This window comes from Spirosoma sp. (assembly GCF_026391055.1).
GTDB lineage: Bacteria > Bacteroidota > Bacteroidia > Cytophagales > Spirosomataceae > Spirosoma.
On sequence record NZ_JAPLET010000031.1, the window covers coordinates 259,997 to 279,629 of the forward strand.

Genomic DNA, 19,633 nt, shown 5'->3' on the forward strand with positions numbered 1-19,633 from the left:
ACCTTTTCAACAGTGCCTTTACTCCCTTACGAACGTTATGAAAAAAGTACTTATCTCAGCTTATGCCTGCATTCCCGACCGAGGGTCGGAGGAGGGGAACGGCTGGTTCTACTCCTCGCTGGTTAGCCAGCAGGGGTATCAGGTATGGTGCCTGACCAGAGACATTGGCAAAGCCGAAATTGAACAGAAACTCCGACAGTGCGACTACCCTAACCTGCATTTTGAATTCGTCACGCTGCCCCGCTGGGCCGACAAAGCTTACTCGTTCGGTCTGCTGGGTATGTATTTTCATTATCTCTACTGGCAATGGACAGCTTTACAATCGGCCCGGAGACTAACCCGGACGCACAAGTTCGATCTGGTGCATCATGTCAGTTATACCAGTCTGCAACTTGGCAGCTACCTCTATAAACTCGGCCTACCCTTTATCTACGGACCGGTTGGCGGTGGTCAGGAAGCCCCCACCAATATGCGCCACTATTTCAAATCATATTGGCTGAAAGAGAAAATGCGATCGTGGGTAAGTGACCTCATGCTCCATTTCAATCCCGGCTGTTACCAGTCGGTTCGCCGGGCCGACTACGTGCTGGCCTGGAATGAAGATACCCGCCGGATGATTGCCTCGATGGGCCGAACCCAGGGTGTTGAGAAAGAATTTGGGGGCGTTGGAGCCAGCTTTATCCCGTCGAAACCCATCCACCGCCCGGCTCATGATTCGCTGGAGCTGGTTTGGGTTGGGCGGCTGATGCCCCGTAAAGCACTTGAGCTTTCCCTGCACGGCATGAGCAAAGTGGACCCTCGGCTGCCCATCCACTTAACCATTGTCGGCGATGGCGAAATGGGGCAATATGTCTATGAATACATGGCGAAATACAACCTCGACAAACGGGTTACGTGGGTTGGCAAGGTAAACTATGAGCAGGTGAAGGAATACTACCGCCAGGCCGATGCCTTTCTGTTTACGAGCCTGCGCGACACCGGTCCCGCACAGTTAATGGAGGCCATGGGCTACTCATTACCGGTGGTAACGCTGAATTTACACGGCCAGGCCGAACTGGTGGACGATTCGACGGGCATTCGAGTGCCCGTTACAGGCCCAGAAACAGTGGCGCAGGGGTTAGCTGAAGCAATTACCTGGATGTATCATAATGAGCAGCAGCGAATTGATATGGGCTTTAATGCCTTTCAGTTTGCCCAACGACAACGGTGGGAGTTAAAAGTTTCTCACCTCATCCGCAAATACTACACCACCCTGATGGGACAGGCCGCAAGCATGGTGATGGCCATAAACCAGGAGTAGTTAACCAATAACTCAACGACAATAATGTACATCAGCATTCTGGGCTCTATTGCAACAAACGACCTGCTGACCGAAGCCGCCCGGCAACAACTCGGCTCGTACCCGAAAGGACAGCCGGGTGCTCCCTTGATCAGCAATCTTATTAACGAATACCTGTCACGGGGGTATAAGGTGCTGGCTATTACTATGGACGATCAGCTCTCGGACGATGAACCGCCGTTTGTGTATACAGAGCAATTACTGACGTATGTTATTGTTCCGAAACGCAAACATACCTTCCGTCCCAATGGCAAGCGCCCCGGCCGAACCGCCGACTTCTTTCGCTTTGAGCGGAACCAGATGGTGGCTGTGCTGAAGCAGTACAAACCCGATGTGGTACATGCCCACTGGACGTATGAGTACGCGCTGGCCGGACTGTCCTACAGCCCCAACACACTCATCACTATACACGACAATGCCCGGATAATATTCGGCTATGTCCGTACGCTGAATCGCTTTTTTCATTTGCTTCTCGCCCGGTACGTGTTTCAGCGGGGCCACTGGTTTACAGCTGTATCGCCCTACATGGCCGGAACCGTACAGCAATGGATAACCGAGCCGGTAGCCGTAGTGCCGAACCCGGTACCGATGCCGAAAAAAAATCGAGGCTCAACCCCATCGAACGTACCTACGATCAGCATGGTGGTGAACGGCTGGGATGACCGAAAAAACAGCAAGAATGCCCTGCTGGCGTTTAAAGGTATTCAGCAGCGGCACCCGGATGCGGTCCTGTGGGCTTTTGGTACGGCTTTCGAACCCGGCGAACATGCCGACGCTTTCTGCCGTGAACATCAGATTCCTAATGTGGTGCTGCATGGGTCAACACGTTACGCAGACGTACTCGACAAAGTGGCTCAGAGTACCGTTCTGCTGCATGCCTCCCTCGAAGAGTCGTTTGGCATGGTACTGGCTGAAGCCATGAGCTTTGGCGTGCCTGTTGTGGCCGGGAAAGACAGCGGGGCGGTGGCTTGGGTGGTGGAAGATGGTGGTTTGCTGGTCGACGTCACGAAGGTAGATGAGCTGGTGGAGGCCGTCGACAAACTCCTATCCGATCCGGTACTCTACAAACGGTGCTCGGCCAATGCGGTCCGGGTTGTGCAAACGCGCTTCCCCATTGAGGAGGTTGCTGACCAGTACGTATCGCTTTACAAAAAGCACTGCATAAAACCGGAAACCGCCATCATAAGTGGTAAGCCCCGTCAGGAACTGAGCGTTGATCCGGCTTATAAAGGGTAAGCCCCGTCAGGTCAGGCAAAAAAACACTGTCAAAACCCGTTACGAAGGTGAATCAGCGCAGGAAACAGATCATTTTATTGAGCATAGCCTTGCTGCTTATCTTCTCGATTAGCCTGATCGTCTCGTTGTTTTTCAAGGAGAAATGGCTGTGGATGGATGAAGTACTAAGCTATATCCTGATCTCAGACCCGTCTGTCGTGCATATGAATGATGCCCTGGTGAGTAACATGGACCAGAATCCGCCCATTTTCCCAAACCTGTACTGGTGTATCGGACACGCCATCAGTCAGAACCCGCAGTTTTTACGGGCGGTTTCGGTATTGCTCTTTTCCGGTACACTTGCCCTATTTTACCGCTACACAACGGAGCTTATTGGCACACCGGTCAGAAACTTCCTGCTCATCAGCTTTATTGTTGCGTTCACTTACCTGAATCTGACACTATCGACCCAGATTCGCGGCTATTCGCTTTTTCTGCTTGTCAGCCTCGGTTATTTTATGGTATTACACAAGCTCATTGCCTCCCCCGACCGGGCGCAGTTGCTGGTTGCCTTTTTCGTACTGGGGCTATTCCTTGTATTCACCCACAGTTTCGGGCTGTTTTACGCAGCAGCATCGGGTGCTTTTTTTGCCGGTTTATTCCTCTGGTCTAAAAACAAACGGTATGCCTATGTGGTGGCGGGCCATGTGGTAATTCTGGTCATCTGGCTCCTGCTCTGGTATCCCAGCTTTGCCATTCAAACCGAAGCAGGTAAGCCCCATTCGTGGATTCCGGTGCCCACGTTTTTCTCATTTTTTACGATTGTGGGCGAACTGGCTCCGTCACTTTCGGCCTCACTCGAACGGAAATCCGTCTTTCAGATTTTGCCCATTCTGCGGTTTGTACTCGTTGTGGGGCTATGGGCGTACATCGCCCTGCCGCGTTGGCGTACTACCCGGTTTCAGTTTCTTGTACCGGACAGAGCGTTTACGTTTTACCTGCTGGCGGGTTTTCTGTACCTGGTTCCGGTAGGCATCGCTCTAGTCGTGTCTCTGTTTTTCAGGTCGGTGTTTATCAGCCGGTACTTATGGCCGAGTCATTTACTGGTCGTGTATCAATTGGTGTATGCCATTTACTTTTTTCTGGATCGCCGGTCGTTACAGCCGGGTCGTGTTGCGGTCCGGGTGAAGTTTCTGCCCCTGTACATGATCGCGCTGGCGGGATTTATCTTCTACCAGAACCGAAAAGTGAATGTCTTTCCCAGCGGGGTGCTGAGCTACTTGTCGCAGTTGAACAAAGAGTACCCCGTATTTGTCGAAACTGCCGATTACTTTCTGCCCATCTGGTTCCACGACAAAACAACGAAGGTTCGGTACCTGCTGGACTGGGATACGGCCAAGCAGCCAAGTAATATCCTGAGCGCTACCGTGGAGCACAAGGTGCTGAAATCGGTACGGGAAAAGTATCAGGTCCAGGACATCATCCCAAGCCGGAACTTCACCCGGTCGGTGGTGCCGCACTTCTACGTGATCGATGAGAGCAGCAATTATCAGATCGAACATTTCATCGAAACGGGCCGGGTTCAGGTCATCCGCGAATTACCCATTGCAATCGAAGGCCACCGCATTTTAGAATGTACGCTTCGGTCCTAAACAGTCATCATCTTACCCAACTAATAACCGGTTATGAAACATGTAAAACAAATTTTGTCCGCACTGCTCCTGCTGCTGAGCCTGTCACTGGCCTTTGTGGCCTGTAAAAAAGACCCCGTCGACCCCGACCCGCAACCCGCCGTTACGGCCATTACCTCTATCGACCCGGCTACGGCTCCGGTAGGCAGCACCATTGCCATTTCCGGAACAAACTTCAGCACCGACCCGGCCAGCAACACCATTACCATCGGGGGCGTTACCGCCACTGTGGTGTCGGCCTCGCCAACGAAACTGGTTATCGTGGTGCCAGCGGGAGCCGCTAACGGTCCCGTTTCGGTAACGGCCAATGGCCAGACGGCCCAGAGCGCCGGGACGTTTACCGTTGCCATTCCGGGCCTGAAACCCACGAAAGAAGTACGGGGAACAACTTTTGCCAATATGACCTGGAAAAAAGATACGATTTACGTGCTTAGGGGCCAGGTCTACATCCCGGCCGATTACAAGTTGACAATTGAGCCGGGGACGATCATTAAGGGAACAGGTCCCGAAATGGACCCCAATGGCACCAAGTATCCGGGGGCGCTGATCGTTGAGCGCCGGGCACAGCTAATTGCCATCGGCACACCCACGCAGCCCATCGTGTTTACCTCGTCAAAAGCGGTCGGTCAGCGTGGTTACGGCGACTGGGGTGGCGTTGTTTTAATCGGTAAATCGCCCGTTAACCAATCGCGCACAGCAGCTTACCCGAACGGCATTCGGGGTACGGTCGAAGCGTATGGAGAACCCTTCGACAACTCGGGAACGCTGCAGTATGTACGCATCGAGTATGCCGGAGCTACCCAGCCAACCACGCCTGCCAGCCGACTCGGTGGACTGACCTTAATCGGCGTTGGTACCAATACCGTTATCGACCATGTGCAGGTATCGTACAGTGGCAGCGACGCGTTTGCCTGGTTTGGCGGGACGGCCAAATTGAAAAACCTGTTTGCATATCGCTCGTTCGACGACGACTGGAGTGCCGACTGGGGCTATGTAGGCAATGTACAATTTGGCGTGGCGCTGCGGGACGTGAGCACGGGCGACCCATCGGGCTCTAATAGCTTTGAAGTCGACAATTTCCAGTCGGCCGAAACCAGCGATGTAACCGCGGTAACGGCCATCAACGGCTATACCCAAACAGCGCCAACCTTCGCCAATTTCAGCAGTTTCGCTTACAGCACCTCCCCTACCACCGGGTTATACAATGCGGGAATTTATCTGCGCCGGAACACTGCTGTTTCAATCTATAACTCGTTGGTATATGGTTTTCCGGTGGGGGTTTATCTGGAAGGAGCCGCTGTTGGGCCACAGGCCAATATTACGAGCGGAACGCTGGATTTGAAAGGTGTCGTTATTGCTAATTCGTTAACTCCTGTAGTGGGTGCCGGATCGAACACCCCCGAGCAGGCCACGGCCTACTTCACAGGAGCAGGACGTTCTAATCAGATTGTGGCTACATCGGACATAGCCACGCTGCTGCTTAATTCAAATAACCTCACCCTTAGCTCACCGGCCTTCGTATTACAGACGGGCTCACCCCTCCTGACGGGTGCCGTAACGGGTAATAAGCTGACAGATCCTTTCTTTACGCCGGTAACATATCGGGGAGCTTTTGGTACGGAAAACTGGGTTTCGGGTTGGACAAACGTCAATCCGCAAGCCACCGATTACGACCGATAAGACCTGACAGCCGCATGCTCGCATAACTTTTGCCGGGTCTGTTTCTGAAGAGGCAGGCCCGGCATTCATTAATCTATCAATTCACTAGATAAATTTCAAGCGAACTTAGAACAGTAGAGTTGAACAAACCGTATACTCTTCAAATCGATCTTTTCTGGTAAAGACAACTGCTAGCTCTAACTTAAATCACCACCTTCTATCATGAGCGTTATAAAACCGGCCCTTGAGCACCCAAACCTTATTACTCATTTGTTAGGAGCGAATAATTACTGCTGGATTTATTACCGTAACGGCGACAAAAAACTGTTAGCAAAACCGATCAGCTATTTACAGGATGAGTTACCCAGCTTTATTCGGACGCACAAGAGTGTACTGATCAACCCCATTTATGCCCGGACACTAACCGCTCCGCCCCGCCAGAAAATGGCTGGCGAAATTCAGCTTGAGAGTGGACTCACGTTTCCGGTCAGCCGTCGACGCTGGAACGAAGTGGCGGAAGCGCTGGACCACCGTCTGGCACCCGACGGTAACAAAGCAAGCTCAGTTGTCTCCATCGTGGCCAGTCCGGCAAAAGCCGCCCCTTCAGAAAGCGTTTCCCAAAAATCGATTTTGCTGATAACGGATGATCTTCCCTGCCTACCTCCCGTGGCCAGGATAATTGCCCGGGGCTGGCCTCAGTATCAACTGCATACGTTTGATCATAGTAACCACCTGCCCGATCATCTGGCCGGAGTTTCTGTCGAGGAGCTGCCAACCGTAATTTTGCTGGATGCCCGCACAGCAACCGTGGAGCGCTTACAGGCATTACAACGGCTCAAAGGCGATCCTTATTTGTGTCGGCTGCCCATCATTTTGTTTGTCGTTCCTACCGATACGCTGGTGAGCGACGGCTACAAACGACAGGCAAACTCCGTTATCTCTTTACAGGATGATCATTTAACATTCATACAAACGATTGAGCGTGTTTGCCGCTTCTGGTTGCAGACAGCCTCTCTGCCCAGCCTCGCTAAACCAGCCCTGATCAACTCGTAAAAAATGCTATCTGCTGTTCTGTTACGTATCCGCGTCATATCCGTCTCAGGTAACTATATGCGCGTCAGGAAATTAGCCCGAACAGCCTGACTATATAAACGTTTCGACTTATCTTACACTTACTTTTTAAGTAAAGTTGAACCAAAACACCGTTTTTCTATCGCAACAAACTATTAATCTATTGAAACAAATTAGATACAACTGCTATGATGCATTTTAAGAAAAATTTAAACTTAAAACAGAAAATCAATTACCCAAAAAAGCGCCTTGTCCTGATGAACATGCGCTCAACAACATCTCTTTTAAATAATTATATATTATGCATTGTCAAAAAAAATACTAACAAAGCCACTATTTCTTCCGCAGCGATAAGCCAGGCAAGCAATTTTTACAATTAACAGAACATAAAGGTGACGAGCCCGTTTAAAAATTAGGGCCTTACCCGTATGAATTAGCACGTCATTATTAGTAACTACGCGCCTATAGTTTGTATATAGCTCACTGACTAATCGCCGTAATCCTGTATACTTAAGAATAATGATAATCACTGCGCAATTGTTTTTAAGACTGTCAGAAAATTAGTCAGCTTCCCTTATTTATAAGTACTCACTTTTTCACACGCTTACTCACACTAATTCTTTCGGAAGAATACTTACAAATAAGTACGTTGTCGTACGATAAGTATATGAGAAAAGGTATAATAAAACGACTGTATAACGTAAACAATAAGGCTTATTCTGGATATATTTGATTGAAAAAGTTGGCTCAACAATACGTACATAATCTATGGCTAAGCTACCTGGCACACGACGTCGCAAAGTACCCAGAATTCCTATTTTAGTCATAGAAGATAATGCAGACCATTGGCTCATTATTCGCTCCGCCCTCTCTCAGTGCTTTCCGGAAGTAGAACCTTTGTGGATGAACAATACATCTCAGGTAACTAATCATTTAAATACCTGTATATCGACGGAAAAAGAATTACCCAGGCTTATCCTTACAGATTTGTACCTGCCTCGTCGGGAAGATGGTTTCTTACTTCTGGAATCCCTGAAAAATCACATTATTTTTCGGCAGCTTCCCGTTGTTGTGCTGAGCAATTCTGAAGACCGAAAAGATATCGAACAAGCCTATACATTTAGTATTGCCTCCTATATTGTTAAGCCAGTCAGTTATCATCAATGGTTAAACTGTTTTTATACATTCAGGCGCTACTGGCTTGAGGCAGTTACGTTGCCAATACATTCTTACTGATATAGTTTTATACATATACCCTCCTCTCTGTTATCGGTTAAAGCTGCTTAATTTATGGCGTCTCGATGGCGAAACTATCCATTGAGTACGGCTCTCTTCCAAGCTCTCAGGTAAGCCAAATAATCACCAGATTTTACAAACCCCTACGTCTGAATTCTACATCAGACGAGATACTACTGTCGCTAAAAAAGTTATGGTAATAAGCCGGATAGTTGAGTACTAACTGAACGTTTCTAACCGGTAGCCTATATTTGCTGATGCCAGATTCCCGCTTCAATTCCTAAAGGCAACTTATCTTAAATTAACGCGAACTATTCAATGACCAGCCCCACCGGAGCCTGACAGTTCAAAGCCGGAACACAGAAGAATACATATGGGTCGGTCGTTTCCTGGTTGCTTTTCTTGGCGAACTATCTATACCCCAACGGCCAGCAAAAAAGCAAGGCTGTAGTTAACCTTAGATCAAAAATGGACCGACTTCCCCGGCGCATACTAGCTTGGCGGTAAATTCATGCTTCAATTAACAGAATAGGCTTTAATTTAACAGTCATTCAGGGAGTATCGTTTTCAACGATACTCCCTGAGGTATCAACCCCAACACCGCCAAGTAGTACCAACATGGTTCATAAAATAAGTCTGCTTTTTTATTTTATCCTTATTAGTCTGTCTTTACCAGGACAAGTCCCACAGGCAAGACAACCGCTTGATAAGAAGCTGTTTATCTTGGGCGAAATCGTTGAAGTGTCCTCCCGCATTCTCAATGAAAAAAGAACGTTAAATATCTATTTGCCACCAGGCTACAACCCGAAAGACACGATAAAATACCCCGTCGTTTATTTATTGGATGGCTCGGCAGACGAAGATTTTATTCACGTAGTGGGGTTGTATCAGTTTACGGCGTTTGAGTGGATCAATATGGCCCCGAAGTCGATTATTGTTGGCATTGCCACGGTTGACCGCAGGCGGGATTTTACGTTTCCAACCACGATCGACGCGGATAAAAAAAAATACCCTACGACTGGCCATTCAGGTAACTTCATTCAATTTATGGAAAACGAACTAATGCCGTATGTCGAAAAAAACTACAAAACCAGTCCAGCCACAACTCTGATCGGCCAATCGTTAGGGGGCTTACTGGCTACGGAAGTACTGTTAAAAAAACCTGCGCTCTTTAGCCGATATATCATTGTCAGTCCAAGTTTATGGTGGGACAACGGCTCGTTGCTAAGCCTGGAAACCAGCCCGCCCCCCCGTTTGGACAATCGACAAACCGACGTGTACATTGGTGTTGGCAAGGAGGGGTTGACGCCCACGGCAATACCCCGTGTGATGGAAGTAGACGCAAATTTGCTGGCAGAGAAAATAAAGAAGGGCAGGAACAAGGCCCTAAGGGTCTATTTCGATTACCTGCCGGAGGAAGACCACGCCACCATTGCCCACCAGGCAATTTACAATGCCCTACGCCTGTTCAGTTCTAGAAAGTGAGGCACTTACCTATTCGGAGCGTTTGCCGCGCGAGGGCATAGCTAGTGATCAATTAGCCAGTCTGTTATATTTACGAAACTTGTTGACGCGACACATCTTGCAGCCCTGGCTGGAAGTTGCTAGCTCATTATTGTCACAATTGAATGGAAAAGAAACAGGCAACTGCTCTAGCCAATCCCCCAAAAGCGAAATTCATTGCGCTGAGCGAGAGCATTATTGAAAAAATAAAGACGGGTGAACTCCTGCCGGGCGACCAGATTCCTTCTGAAAATGAGCTTATAAAAACGTTCAACATCAGTAACACTACCGCTCGTAAGACGCTCCTCGAAATTGAATCCAAAGGCTGGGCGCGACGCATAAAAGGGAAAGGAACGTATGTGTTAAACCGGACGGAGGATCACCATTTGCTGCGTACTCTTGGCTCTATCTACGCCACCCGGCGCGGTTTTCACGACAGCCTGATTGCCGAGGGGTTTACGCCCAGAAATATTGTGCTGGAGAAAACAATTTTACAGGATGGAATCTCGTCAGAAATAAACGGCCGCCATTTTATCATTGAAGGCCCTGCCCTGAAAATCCATCAGCTGCGCTACGCGGATGAACTGCTCATTAAAGACGAGGTCAAGTACATTTCCCTGACGCTGTGTCCTAAAATTAACAAGATACCGACAGAGGTTTCCTATTTTAAAGTTTACGAAAGCAACTATCACCTGAAAATAGACGAAGTTCAGCAGACGCTGGGTGTGAAAATTCTGGAGCCCAACACCACTAATTTTGATCTCAGCAAGCCAACGCCCGTCTTCGTGCTCGACAGTGCCGTTATCTGCACCGGCGATAAGGTCGTGGAAATAGAGCAGTCGTATTATCACGGCGACAAGTACAAGTTTGCCGTTATTGCCAGCCCGGAACACGACTACCGCCCCCCCAGCCCGATTACTTCGTAAACCACTTCAGAATTTCGCTGGTAATCAGGTCGTGGCCAGCCCGGTTCGGGTGGTTCACGTGCGACATATAGTTAGCCAGTTCGCCGTTTTTGGCTACCCGCTTGAACTGGGTGTACGAGTCTGCCAGACCGACATGGTACTGTTTGGCCAGTTGGTGAATTTGCAGAACGTGCGGCTCCAGCGGATTAGCCGCATCCAGGATGTTCAGCCGCTGGTCGGGCGAGGGCGTTAGCAGTATAACTTTTACATTGCGGGCCAGGGCGGCTTCCACCATCTTCGACCACGCTTCTTTCACCTTGCCAATGTCTGAAAACCGGTCGTTCAACGCATAGTCGATGAACAGCACATCCGGTTTATGCACCAGTACCTCCTGTTCAAAGCGGGTTTGTCCTTTTATGGCATTTTCTCCGCCAATGGCCGTAACGATCACATTGATAACCGCATATGGGTACTGCTTTTTCAACTGAGCCAGTACCAGATTTGGGTACGATTCCAGCGTATGCACCTCATGATCATGCCAAAAGCCTGCGGGTACAGAATGCCCATGAAACACCAGATTGATAGTCCGGTTTTTGGGCCACTGTACGGTCAGTTCCTGCTTGATGTTCGCTAGATAAGTGGCCGAATCGGCGAGGGCTGGCGACTGGGCATTCGAATTGAAGGAGAGTCCTGCCAGTAAGCTGAAGAAGAAAAAAAACTTAGTCATAATCGGGGCGCCATCGGGTTGTGTAAGTTACCGAAGATATTTTTCAAACCAACTGGCTAGCACGCCCAGGTCCGACTCCCAGGTTTCGTCCCAGCCATGACCACCACCCTGATGCACGATCAGTTGGGCGGGCACACCCGTTCGTTTAAGTTTGTCAATAAACCGTTCGGATTGCTCTAACGGCACGATTGGGTCGGCTGTACCGTGTAAAATCAGGGTGGGCGGGGTATCCGGGGTAATGGCCATAAACGGAGATAAGGATGCCATCAACCTCAATTTTTCTGCTCTCGATTTTCCTTCAATGCCAAACTGAGGCCAGTACCGCCTAACGGTGTCGCATTCTACAAATAAGCGGCCCGGATTTCCAAAATTAGCCAAATCGGCTGGTGGAAAAAAACAGGCCACTGCCTGCACCCGACTGGAAACTAAATCGACCGAATCGAGCCGGGCAGCCGGGCTTTTCTGCGTTGTATCCAAACCAACACCTGTACCCAGGCACAACGACAGGTGCCCACCGGAACTCATACCCGATACCCCCAGCCGATTCGGATTAACACCATACTCGAGCGCGTGAAACCGGATAAACCGAACGGCCCGGTGAACATCCTGAACAACTTCGCTCACCTGAAATTTAGGGGCTGAACTGTGAATGATCAGGAATACCGTTTGGCCCCGGTCGGTGAAGTAATGAAAATGCTTCCGGCGCTTTTCGATCATGCTGATGTCCGAGTGCCACCCTCCGCTCAGGGTAAAAATAACACCGATGCCATTGGGTTTAGCCGGTTTAAGAACATCCATTGTGAGCGCCGTACCGAATTTATGTCCGTAAATAACATTGCGGATTTGAGTTGGCTCATCAGCCCTGCTGGCTTGTACCCACGGCCGTAAAACAGGCCTGCTGGTAAAAGAAACGAGAGTACTGGTTAGCCCAGCCCACATTAGCAAGAGCCGCCAGATGTATGTTTTCATCTTCGTTTTTAGTGAATGAATGTAAACTGTCAGTAAACCGCAATCAATTACCAGAACGCTACCAGATCGCCGGTTACGTTTTCGACTACGTAATGTTTGCCAAACGACTGATCGCCGGGCTTAAACGCGATTTGTCCTTTTTTCCACGGATAGCCTGAGTTAGCGTACATATGCAGGTTCTGCTCGTTTACCCCATCGTTAGGGTATATGCGGACGGTGGCGTTTTTCAGGCCCGTCAGGCGAATGCACCGCTTCATGTGTTTTACGCCCGAGGTCATTTCCTGACAAGACACAATACCCTCGGGCTGGTCGATAAAAACCCGGCTTTCGCGGTGCCAGGCTTTGGGCATCGAATAGACCGAATACCCTTTGGCCAGTTCCGTTTCGTAGCCGGTCAGGATGGGTGCACCCTGCGGTAATTTGAACCGGTGGGTGATGGTAGTATTTGGGCAATAGCCGGAAAAGAAAAAGCCGTTGCTGCCCCGCGAAATAGTGAGCACGGGATTCTTGACGGATGGGTTACGCTTGTCAACCCGGTAGTCGAGACCAAACTGGCTGAGCACATAGCGCATCAGCAGCGGCCCGGTAAAAAGTTGCTCCGGGTCATCGGGCGTCAGGAGTTTACCGCCAGTAAATTTGCTCGAATTGGTGCCGCGTACGTACGCCACTTTACCGCCTTTCCACTCGGGCTTTGCACGCGTCCAGACCACATCTCGCTGGCTCGTTCCCTGGGTAAGTTGAGCCAGCACATTTGTACCCGCATCGGCCCTGTTCTTTACCTGTGTTGCCACGCCCCCACCCGAAAACAGGGCATTGTGAACCAGCTTGTCCGGGTATTTTTTTGTCAGTTCATCGAGCATAATTCTTGACTTAACCTGAAACTCGCCCTCAAGAGATTTGGTATTCTGGAGGTTCAGCAGCGTCAGAAAAGCGGCACCGGCATGGTCGGCGGGGCCGTAGACGAGAAGCTTACCACCACGCTGTACAAAGTCGATCAGCGTTTTTTCGAGCGATGAACCCGCTTCCGGTACAATAGACACCAGAATCGACTCGTTGAAGTACGCCGGTTTGCTTGCTACTATTTTTTGAAGTGAGCCGGTCGAGGTAATCGTGTTTAGCGGAAATCCGTTGTTGATAGCCTGTCGAATGAGCCAGTCACCGTAGTAGATTTCCGGGAGCCGATCGGGCTGTTTATACGCCCAGTCGTGGTATTCATCGAACGGATATACCCAGACCAGCGGCCCCGGTGCCGTAGGCGCATCGTACCGGGCTTTCAGAATGTGGGGCGTCACTTCGTCGGGTACCTGCGATGGCATTTCGCCGTACGAGTTATCGGCCGTCAGGAAATTCAGGTGGGTAGGCAGCCGAATTTCGCCCTTCGCGTTGATACGCGCCACCGCCATAGGCAGGTAAATATCGTGGGGTTCCTGTCCGTAGCGGTCCAGCCACGGGCTGTTCACCCACCAGGGGTCGTGCGTGTAATACCGGAACAGGTATCGTTCGTCGGGCAGCTCGGCCATCCGCGACATATAGCCGACCATCTCCAGCCCGAAATCCCCATCCAGCGCAGCCCAGGGCGAATTTGGGGGCGGAAGCATGTTGTACTTACCGTTGTAAATCTGCTTTAGATCAACGCCATCGCGGGCCAGATCGGCCCCGGTTGATAGGTTCGTACCTCGGGTTTGAATCTGAAACGTCGGGCATTCCTTGCGAAACAAGTTCCAGAAACCGGCAATCAGGGCTTTGGTGTTCGCTAGTTTTTCCGGTGCAAATGCTTTGCCGTTAAAGATGGCCCCGGTAGATGACCAGCCCTCCACGCCAAAGCCGAAACCATTACTGAGCCAGATGTAATCGTAGCCCAGATCGGTGAGAAAATGCTGACTTTGCCGACCCAGAAACGTACCAAAAGGCGTGTTGGCCGGAATGCCTTTGGGAAATCCGGCATAGGCCTCGGCGTCGGCGTTCAGGGTTGAGTAACAACTAACCATAGTCTTGTGGCCCATGGCATTACCCCCCAGAATTTCAGGGTGTTTTTTGTACTTAAACTCCGATTTGGCGAACTCCGGCCCCGGATCAAATGTGGCTCCAATCAGAACCGGCTTCCCGGTTATGCGTTTGCCGGTTTCCTTCAGCGTCTGGATGATGAATTTCAAGTCACCATATGTAAAAGCGGGCGGATTTTCCATGTAAAGGTACGCGCGTTCGTGCAGCGACAGTTCTTTCGGTCCCGATCCCACCTCGTGCTCCGTATTGGGATTGCCAATGTAGCGCGCCCACTCCAGCGGCTGATCCAGCTTCCCCTTATAATCCAGAATCTCCGACCCATCCGATGTCCAGAGCATGACAGAAACCGTGTCTGTATGCCTCAGCAGAGCCGACCACTGTGTGAACAACTCGGTAGCTACCTGACGGATATAGGCCTTGTCGTTTTTCTTGAACGGCTTGAGTGAAGCCTCCAGGGTAATATTGTTAAAGGATTTACCCCGCAGCGTCGAGTTGTCCAGATTAGGCGTGTCGACGGTCGTTGTAAAGCCCAGCAAAGCCAGACTTAACAGGCAGAGAAAGGACAGGAATTGAGTACGCATGGAATGAAAAGTTAAGATGTACCCATTGGCCGGGTCCATGGGTACGATCAATATCCCGGATTTTGCTTCAGCGTTGGATTCAGGTCGATCTCGGCTTGCGGTATGGGAAACAGCAACTCGAAATCCTGCACGGAAAAGTTTAGTTTCTGACTCGCATAATGCGCATTCAGCACCGTTTGCGCCCGCCCCGTTCGAACCAGATCGAACCAGCGATGGCCTTCGTACAGAAATTCGACACGCCGTTCCTGTTCCAGTGCCAGCCGTAAATCGGCCTGCGAGAGGCCCGACAAAGCAGACAGTTTAGCCCGTTGCCGTACCTGATTGAGAGAAGGGAGGGCATCGGCTGTTTTACCCTGTTCGTTCAGCGCTTCGGCATACATCAGCAGCGCATCGGCAAAGCGAAGAACAGTAAACGAGACACTGCCATCGCCCGGATCAACCGCTTTAAAGTCGACAAACTTTAACCCGTATCGGCTGTATGATTTCTTACCGCCAATCAACGATACCGAATCACTTACAGACGCGGGCTTGCGGGCATCACCCGTTTCGTAGGCTTTTAGAAGATCCAGCGTCGGCACGATGCGCCCTGCCCCCTGTGCATTACCGGGAAAAATGGCCATGCTCGTAATGGCGGGGGTAAACAGCGCCGAGTAGTTGTTGCCCAGCGTTTGCCCGGACAGGTAAGCAACTTCCAGAATCGTTTCGGGCAGATTCGTATTCCCGTTGGTCGACAGCGTTTTATAATCGGCGACCAGCGAATACTGCTTGGCGTCAATGACTTCCTTCAATTTCGTAGCGGCCAGGTCGTAGCTTTTCTGTGTTAGATAAACCTTGCCCAGCAACGTTTTTACCGTCATCTGCGATGCTCTGGTTTTGTCTGTCACGGTCGTAGCGGGCAGCAGTGCTTCGGCGCTGGTCAGGTCCGAAACGATCAGTTTGTATACGTCCTCTTTGGGCTTCAGCGTTAGGTCGGCGGCTGCCACCTGCGCCGGGCTGGTGAACGTTTGTGTGGCGATGGGAACATTGCCGAACATCCGCACGAGATAGAAATAGCTGAACGCCCGCAGAAACTGGGCCTCACCTTTAATCCGATTCTTGACGGTCGGGTCGAAGGAGACGGCATCAATCCGGTTCAGAATGTTGCTGGACTGCGAGATGGTGTACAGGCAAGTGTTCCAGACCGACCGCACGTAGGCATTCGTTGCCGTGACGCCGTTCTGGTCAAGTTGCATCTCATCGGCCGAGGGCGACGACCACTGAATTTCGGCATTGTCGGTTGTCAGGTCGCCTACGTATTGGATGGTACTGCTGCTGTAAAGGCCGCGCGTGGTGCTGTACACACCAACCAGCGCCGTCTCGAAATCATTTTGATTCTGGTAAAAACCCTGATCGCTGATCTGGTAAGCAGGTTTAAGGTTCAGGAAATCCTGACAGGATGATAATGTGGCTGCTACCGCTAGAATGGCCAGTATTCGCTTTTTCATGACAGTTAATGGGAGTTGATCGATGGTCTGATTAGAAAGTCACGCGCAGGCCGACGGTGTAGGTCCGTGGGTTTGGATACGAGAAGAAGTCAACGCCACTTTTGGCCAGATTATCGCCCCCGGTACTCCCCTCCGGGTCATAGCCCGGATACTTCGTAAACGTGTACAGGTTCGTGACATCCGCATAGATCGACAGGGCCTGAAGCTTCAGCTTGCTAACCGCCGTTGATGGAAAGGTGTACGATAAATTGACATCCCGAATGCGGGTGAAAGACCCGTCGAACAGGTATTTGGTCGTTCCGGCACTGAACCCAAAAGCGTAGTCGTTCCGGATGGCGCGCGAATACAAGCCAGCACCCGGACTCTCCGGCGACTTCCAGCGGTCGGCCATAGCAGCCAGTTGGTTCTGCACCCCGGCCCCGTTCAGGTTGACCTCGCCCCCCTGAAAATAAACCTGGTTGCCGTAGGTGCCATTGAGGCTCACGCTCAGGGCGAAATTTTTGTAGGTAAAGCGGTTGCCCAGCCCCCAGGTAAACCGAGGCCAGGGATTGCCGACAATGGTTCTGTCCGACGTGTTGATGGTGCCATTGCCGTCGGCATCCTCGTACTTATAATCACCCGGCTGCACGCGTGGGTTTTGCTTCGGGCTGTTGTTGACCTCCTCTTGGGTCTGGAAAACGCCCAGAATGTTGAGCAGCCGGAAGCTGGAAATGGGGTAGCCAACCTGCGCCACCTGGTAATCGGACGTAACGATGCGGGCTGCGTTTGAATTGAGCGCCAGCACTTTGTTGCGGTTCCAGCTAATGTTAAAGTCCGTATTCCACTGGAATGGCCCTTTACCGATGTTCTGCGAATTAACCGTTAGTTCGATCCCCTTATTTTCTACTTCACCGATGTTCTGCACCGAACTGCCAAAGCCCGAAGCCGAGGGAAGGGTCACGTTGAGCAGCAGGTTCTTTTTATAAGCCTGGTAGGCATCAACGGTAAATGACAGGCGGTTTTGGAATAGCGACAGATCGACGCCCACATTGCTCTGTACCGATTGCTCCCAAGTCAGTTCGTCGTTGGCTAAGCTGGTCGGGATAATCCCCGATACGATCTGGCCGTTTGCCACCGTTCGGGCCACGCCCAGCAAGCCCTGGGTAGCATAGTTGGGTATCAGGTTGTTGCCCGAAATACCATAACTGGCCCTGATTTTTAAATCGCTGATGAAGCTGGCCGACTTCATGAAGGGTTCATCCGACAGGCGGTAGGCGGCCGAAATCGACGGGAACGTTCCCCACCGGTTCTTCGAGCCAAAGCGCGAGCTGCCATCTTTCCGAATGGTTGCCGTAAGCAGATATTTACCGTTGTAGGTGTAATTTACCCTGGCCAGCCACGACATTATGGCCCATTCGCTAATGTAGTTCGTTCCCGTCGAAACGGTCCCTGCGGCCAGGAAAGGCACATAATCGGTCGAGAAGCCGGTAGCTCCGGCCTGCAGAACCTCGTCCGAATTTTTCTGGATGGTGTAGCCTGCCAGCGCATCAATGTCGTGTTTGCCGCCAAACTTATGCCGGTAGTTAATGGTGTTTTCGTTCAGCCAGTTCAGGCTTTTGACTTCGGTCGATGCGGCAGTAGCGGCACCCGTTCGGCTGGTCGCCAGCCCTACTTTCGACGACTTCCACAGTCGGGTTACGTTATTGGAGTAGTTCACCCCGATGGACGTTTTCAGGACAAGCCCCGGTGCCAGTTCAAATTGCAGGTAGTTATTCGTGAATACGTTGGTGTTGTTGCGCTTATCCGAAAATTCGGCGGCAATGATCAACGGATTTTCGACTGGAATACCCGTTGGACTGGAAAATTCGGAATAGGGCGTGCCGTCGGGATTGGTGACCGGGATGGTCGGGTCGCTGGCGAGTGCCGCCGAAATCAGGCCTCGGTATTGAAGGTGGCCCTCCGCTCTGGCAAAATTACCGTATGAGTGAGCACCCGAAAACGACGCGCCGATCTTTAGCCGGGGGGTAAGTTGGGCATCAATGTTGGTGCGCAGGGTAAACTTGTTGAAATCCGACCCGATGATGATGCCTTTCTGGTTGAAAAAGCCACCGGAAACGTAATAGCTAACGTCCCGGCTCGTACCGCTGGCCGACAACTGGTAATTCTGAACCATCCCTTTCCGGAAGATCACATCCTGCCAGTCGGTTCCGTAACCGGCATCGGCAAACTGACCGGGGTTACGAAACTCGGGCTTCACCTGTGTAGCTGTGCTCCGAACGCTATTTGGATCGGTTGCTTTACCGCCCCCAAATACCCAGGCATTGTCGCGCCCTTCGGCAACAAATTCGGCATACTGGCGGGGCGTCAGCAGCTTCATTTTGCGGGCCAGTTCCTGCATACCCGTCGAGTGCTCGAAACTAATGGTGGGTTTACCGAGCTTGCCCCGTTTAGTGGTTATAATAATAACCCCGTTAGAACCCCGTGAACCGTAAATAGCCGTGGCCGACGCATCCTTCAGCACCTGAATCGACTCAATATCGGCGGGGTTGATGATGCTGAGCGGATTGATCCGGTTGGTCGAACTGCTGCTGGCGAGCCCGCTGGCCGTATAGGAGTTGGCGCCAAAACTGCTCAGATCCGAGCCGCCCCCGCCGGTACCAATAGCGTATCCATCCACAACATAAAGCGGTGAGTTACCGCCCGTAATGGAGCTGATTCCCCGAATAATCACGTTGACATTACCGCCCGGCGCGCCCGAGGTTTGGGTGATCTGTACGCCCGCCACTTTGCCCTGCATCATCTGGTCGACGCTCGTTGCCGAGGGCACCGGCACCAGGTCTTTGCTGGTCAGGTTGACGATGGAGCCCGTCAGGTCTTTTTTACGCTGGGTACCATAACCCACTACAACCACGTCCTGCAACTGCTGCTGGTCGGTTTTCAGCGCGATGGTCAAATTAGTACGCGGCTGGCCGTTACCGTTACCGACGGGCAGTTCCTGGGGGGCGTACCCGATAAAGCTGATGACCAGGGTCGCATTGGCCGATACGTTTAGTTTGAACGTGCCGTTCACATCTGTAGTCGTGCCATTGGTGGTTCCTTTCTCGGTAACGGTGGCCCCAACCAGGGCTTCGCCATCTTCATCGGCAGTGATTTTACCACTCACCAGCCCTTTAGCTGATTGGGCAGACACACTATGGGCAATGGTTAATACGCTTAACATACTCCCAATGACCAGGAGCCGAAGCCGATGGAATAAAAAGTGATTCATGG

At 51.2% G+C, this 19,633-nt stretch carries 13 protein-coding genes; 8 read left to right on the forward strand and 5 right to left on the reverse strand.

The genetic code is table 11. The annotated features are described in order from the left end of the window. Positions 1 to 37 precede the first annotated feature (37 nt). The 8 genes from NT073_RS32880 (at position 38) to NT073_RS32915 (ending at position 10,640) form a co-directional block, all read left to right on the forward strand. A complete protein-coding gene (locus NT073_RS32880) occupies positions 38 to 1,300 on the forward strand; it encodes a glycosyltransferase family 4 protein (protein WP_297382540.1) in 1,263 nt (420 codons plus the stop codon). A 24-nt stretch (positions 1,301 to 1,324) separates the two neighbouring features. Beyond that, entirely contained in the window at positions 1,325 to 2,575 is a 1,251-nt protein-coding gene (locus NT073_RS32885; RefSeq protein WP_297382543.1) for a glycosyltransferase family 4 protein, read from the forward strand. 47 nt (positions 2,576 to 2,622) lie between these two features. Then, positions 2,623 to 4,206, forward strand: a complete 1,584-nt coding sequence (locus NT073_RS32890; protein ID WP_297382545.1) for a hypothetical protein — start codon at positions 2,623 to 2,625, stop codon at positions 4,204 to 4,206. A 33-nt stretch (positions 4,207 to 4,239) separates the two neighbouring features. After that, the gene (locus NT073_RS32895; protein WP_297382547.1) at positions 4,240 to 5,925 is read left to right on the forward strand and encodes an IPT/TIG domain-containing protein; all 1,686 of its coding nucleotides are present in this window, start codon (positions 4,240 to 4,242) and stop codon (positions 5,923 to 5,925) included. Between the two features lie 201 nt (positions 5,926 to 6,126). Next, the gene (locus NT073_RS32900) at positions 6,127 to 6,957 is read left to right on the forward strand and encodes a LytTR family transcriptional regulator DNA-binding domain-containing protein (protein ID WP_297382548.1); all 831 of its coding nucleotides are present in this window, start codon (positions 6,127 to 6,129) and stop codon (positions 6,955 to 6,957) included. A gap of 786 nt (positions 6,958 to 7,743) precedes the next feature. Continuing rightward, on the forward strand, positions 7,744 to 8,211 hold the full coding sequence (locus NT073_RS32905) for a response regulator (protein ID WP_297382550.1): 468 nt from the start codon (positions 7,744 to 7,746) through the stop codon (positions 8,209 to 8,211). A 618-nt stretch (positions 8,212 to 8,829) separates the two neighbouring features. Continuing rightward, positions 8,830 to 9,696, forward strand: a complete 867-nt coding sequence (locus tag NT073_RS32910; RefSeq protein ID WP_297382551.1) for an alpha/beta hydrolase-fold protein — start codon at positions 8,830 to 8,832, stop codon at positions 9,694 to 9,696. Between the two features lie 143 nt (positions 9,697 to 9,839). After that, a complete protein-coding gene (locus NT073_RS32915) occupies positions 9,840 to 10,640 on the forward strand; it encodes a GntR family transcriptional regulator (RefSeq protein WP_297382554.1) in 801 nt (266 codons plus the stop codon). On the opposite strand, the gene NT073_RS32920 is transcribed toward NT073_RS32915, so the two are convergent. The 5 genes from NT073_RS32920 to NT073_RS32940 are packed head-to-tail and all read right to left on the reverse strand — an operon-like array spanning position 10,630 to position 19,631. Then, complete coding sequence (locus tag NT073_RS32920) at positions 10,630 to 11,346, reverse strand: GDSL-type esterase/lipase family protein (protein WP_297382555.1); 717 nt, start codon at positions 11,344 to 11,346, stop codon at positions 10,630 to 10,632. The two genes, NT073_RS32915 and NT073_RS32920, sit on opposite strands and share 11 nt — an antisense overlap. 27 nt (positions 11,347 to 11,373) lie before the next feature. After that, a complete protein-coding gene (locus tag NT073_RS32925) occupies positions 11,374 to 12,315 on the reverse strand; it encodes an alpha/beta hydrolase (protein WP_297382556.1) in 942 nt (313 codons plus the stop codon). A gap of 47 nt (positions 12,316 to 12,362) precedes the next feature. Then, complete coding sequence (locus NT073_RS32930) at positions 12,363 to 14,900, reverse strand: hypothetical protein (protein ID WP_297382558.1); 2,538 nt, start codon at positions 14,898 to 14,900, stop codon at positions 12,363 to 12,365. A 47-nt stretch (positions 14,901 to 14,947) separates the two neighbouring features. Further along, positions 14,948 to 16,384: a RagB/SusD family nutrient uptake outer membrane protein gene (locus NT073_RS32935; protein ID WP_297382559.1), complete on the reverse strand. Its 1,437-nt coding sequence runs from the start codon at positions 16,382 to 16,384 to the stop codon at positions 14,948 to 14,950. Positions 16,385 to 16,415: 31 nt separating this feature from the next. After that, positions 16,416 to 19,631 (reverse strand): TonB-dependent receptor, encoded by a 3,216-nt coding sequence (locus tag NT073_RS32940; RefSeq protein WP_297382560.1) that lies wholly within the window; start codon positions 19,629 to 19,631, stop codon positions 16,416 to 16,418. Between the last annotated feature and the right edge of the window lie 2 nt (positions 19,632 to 19,633).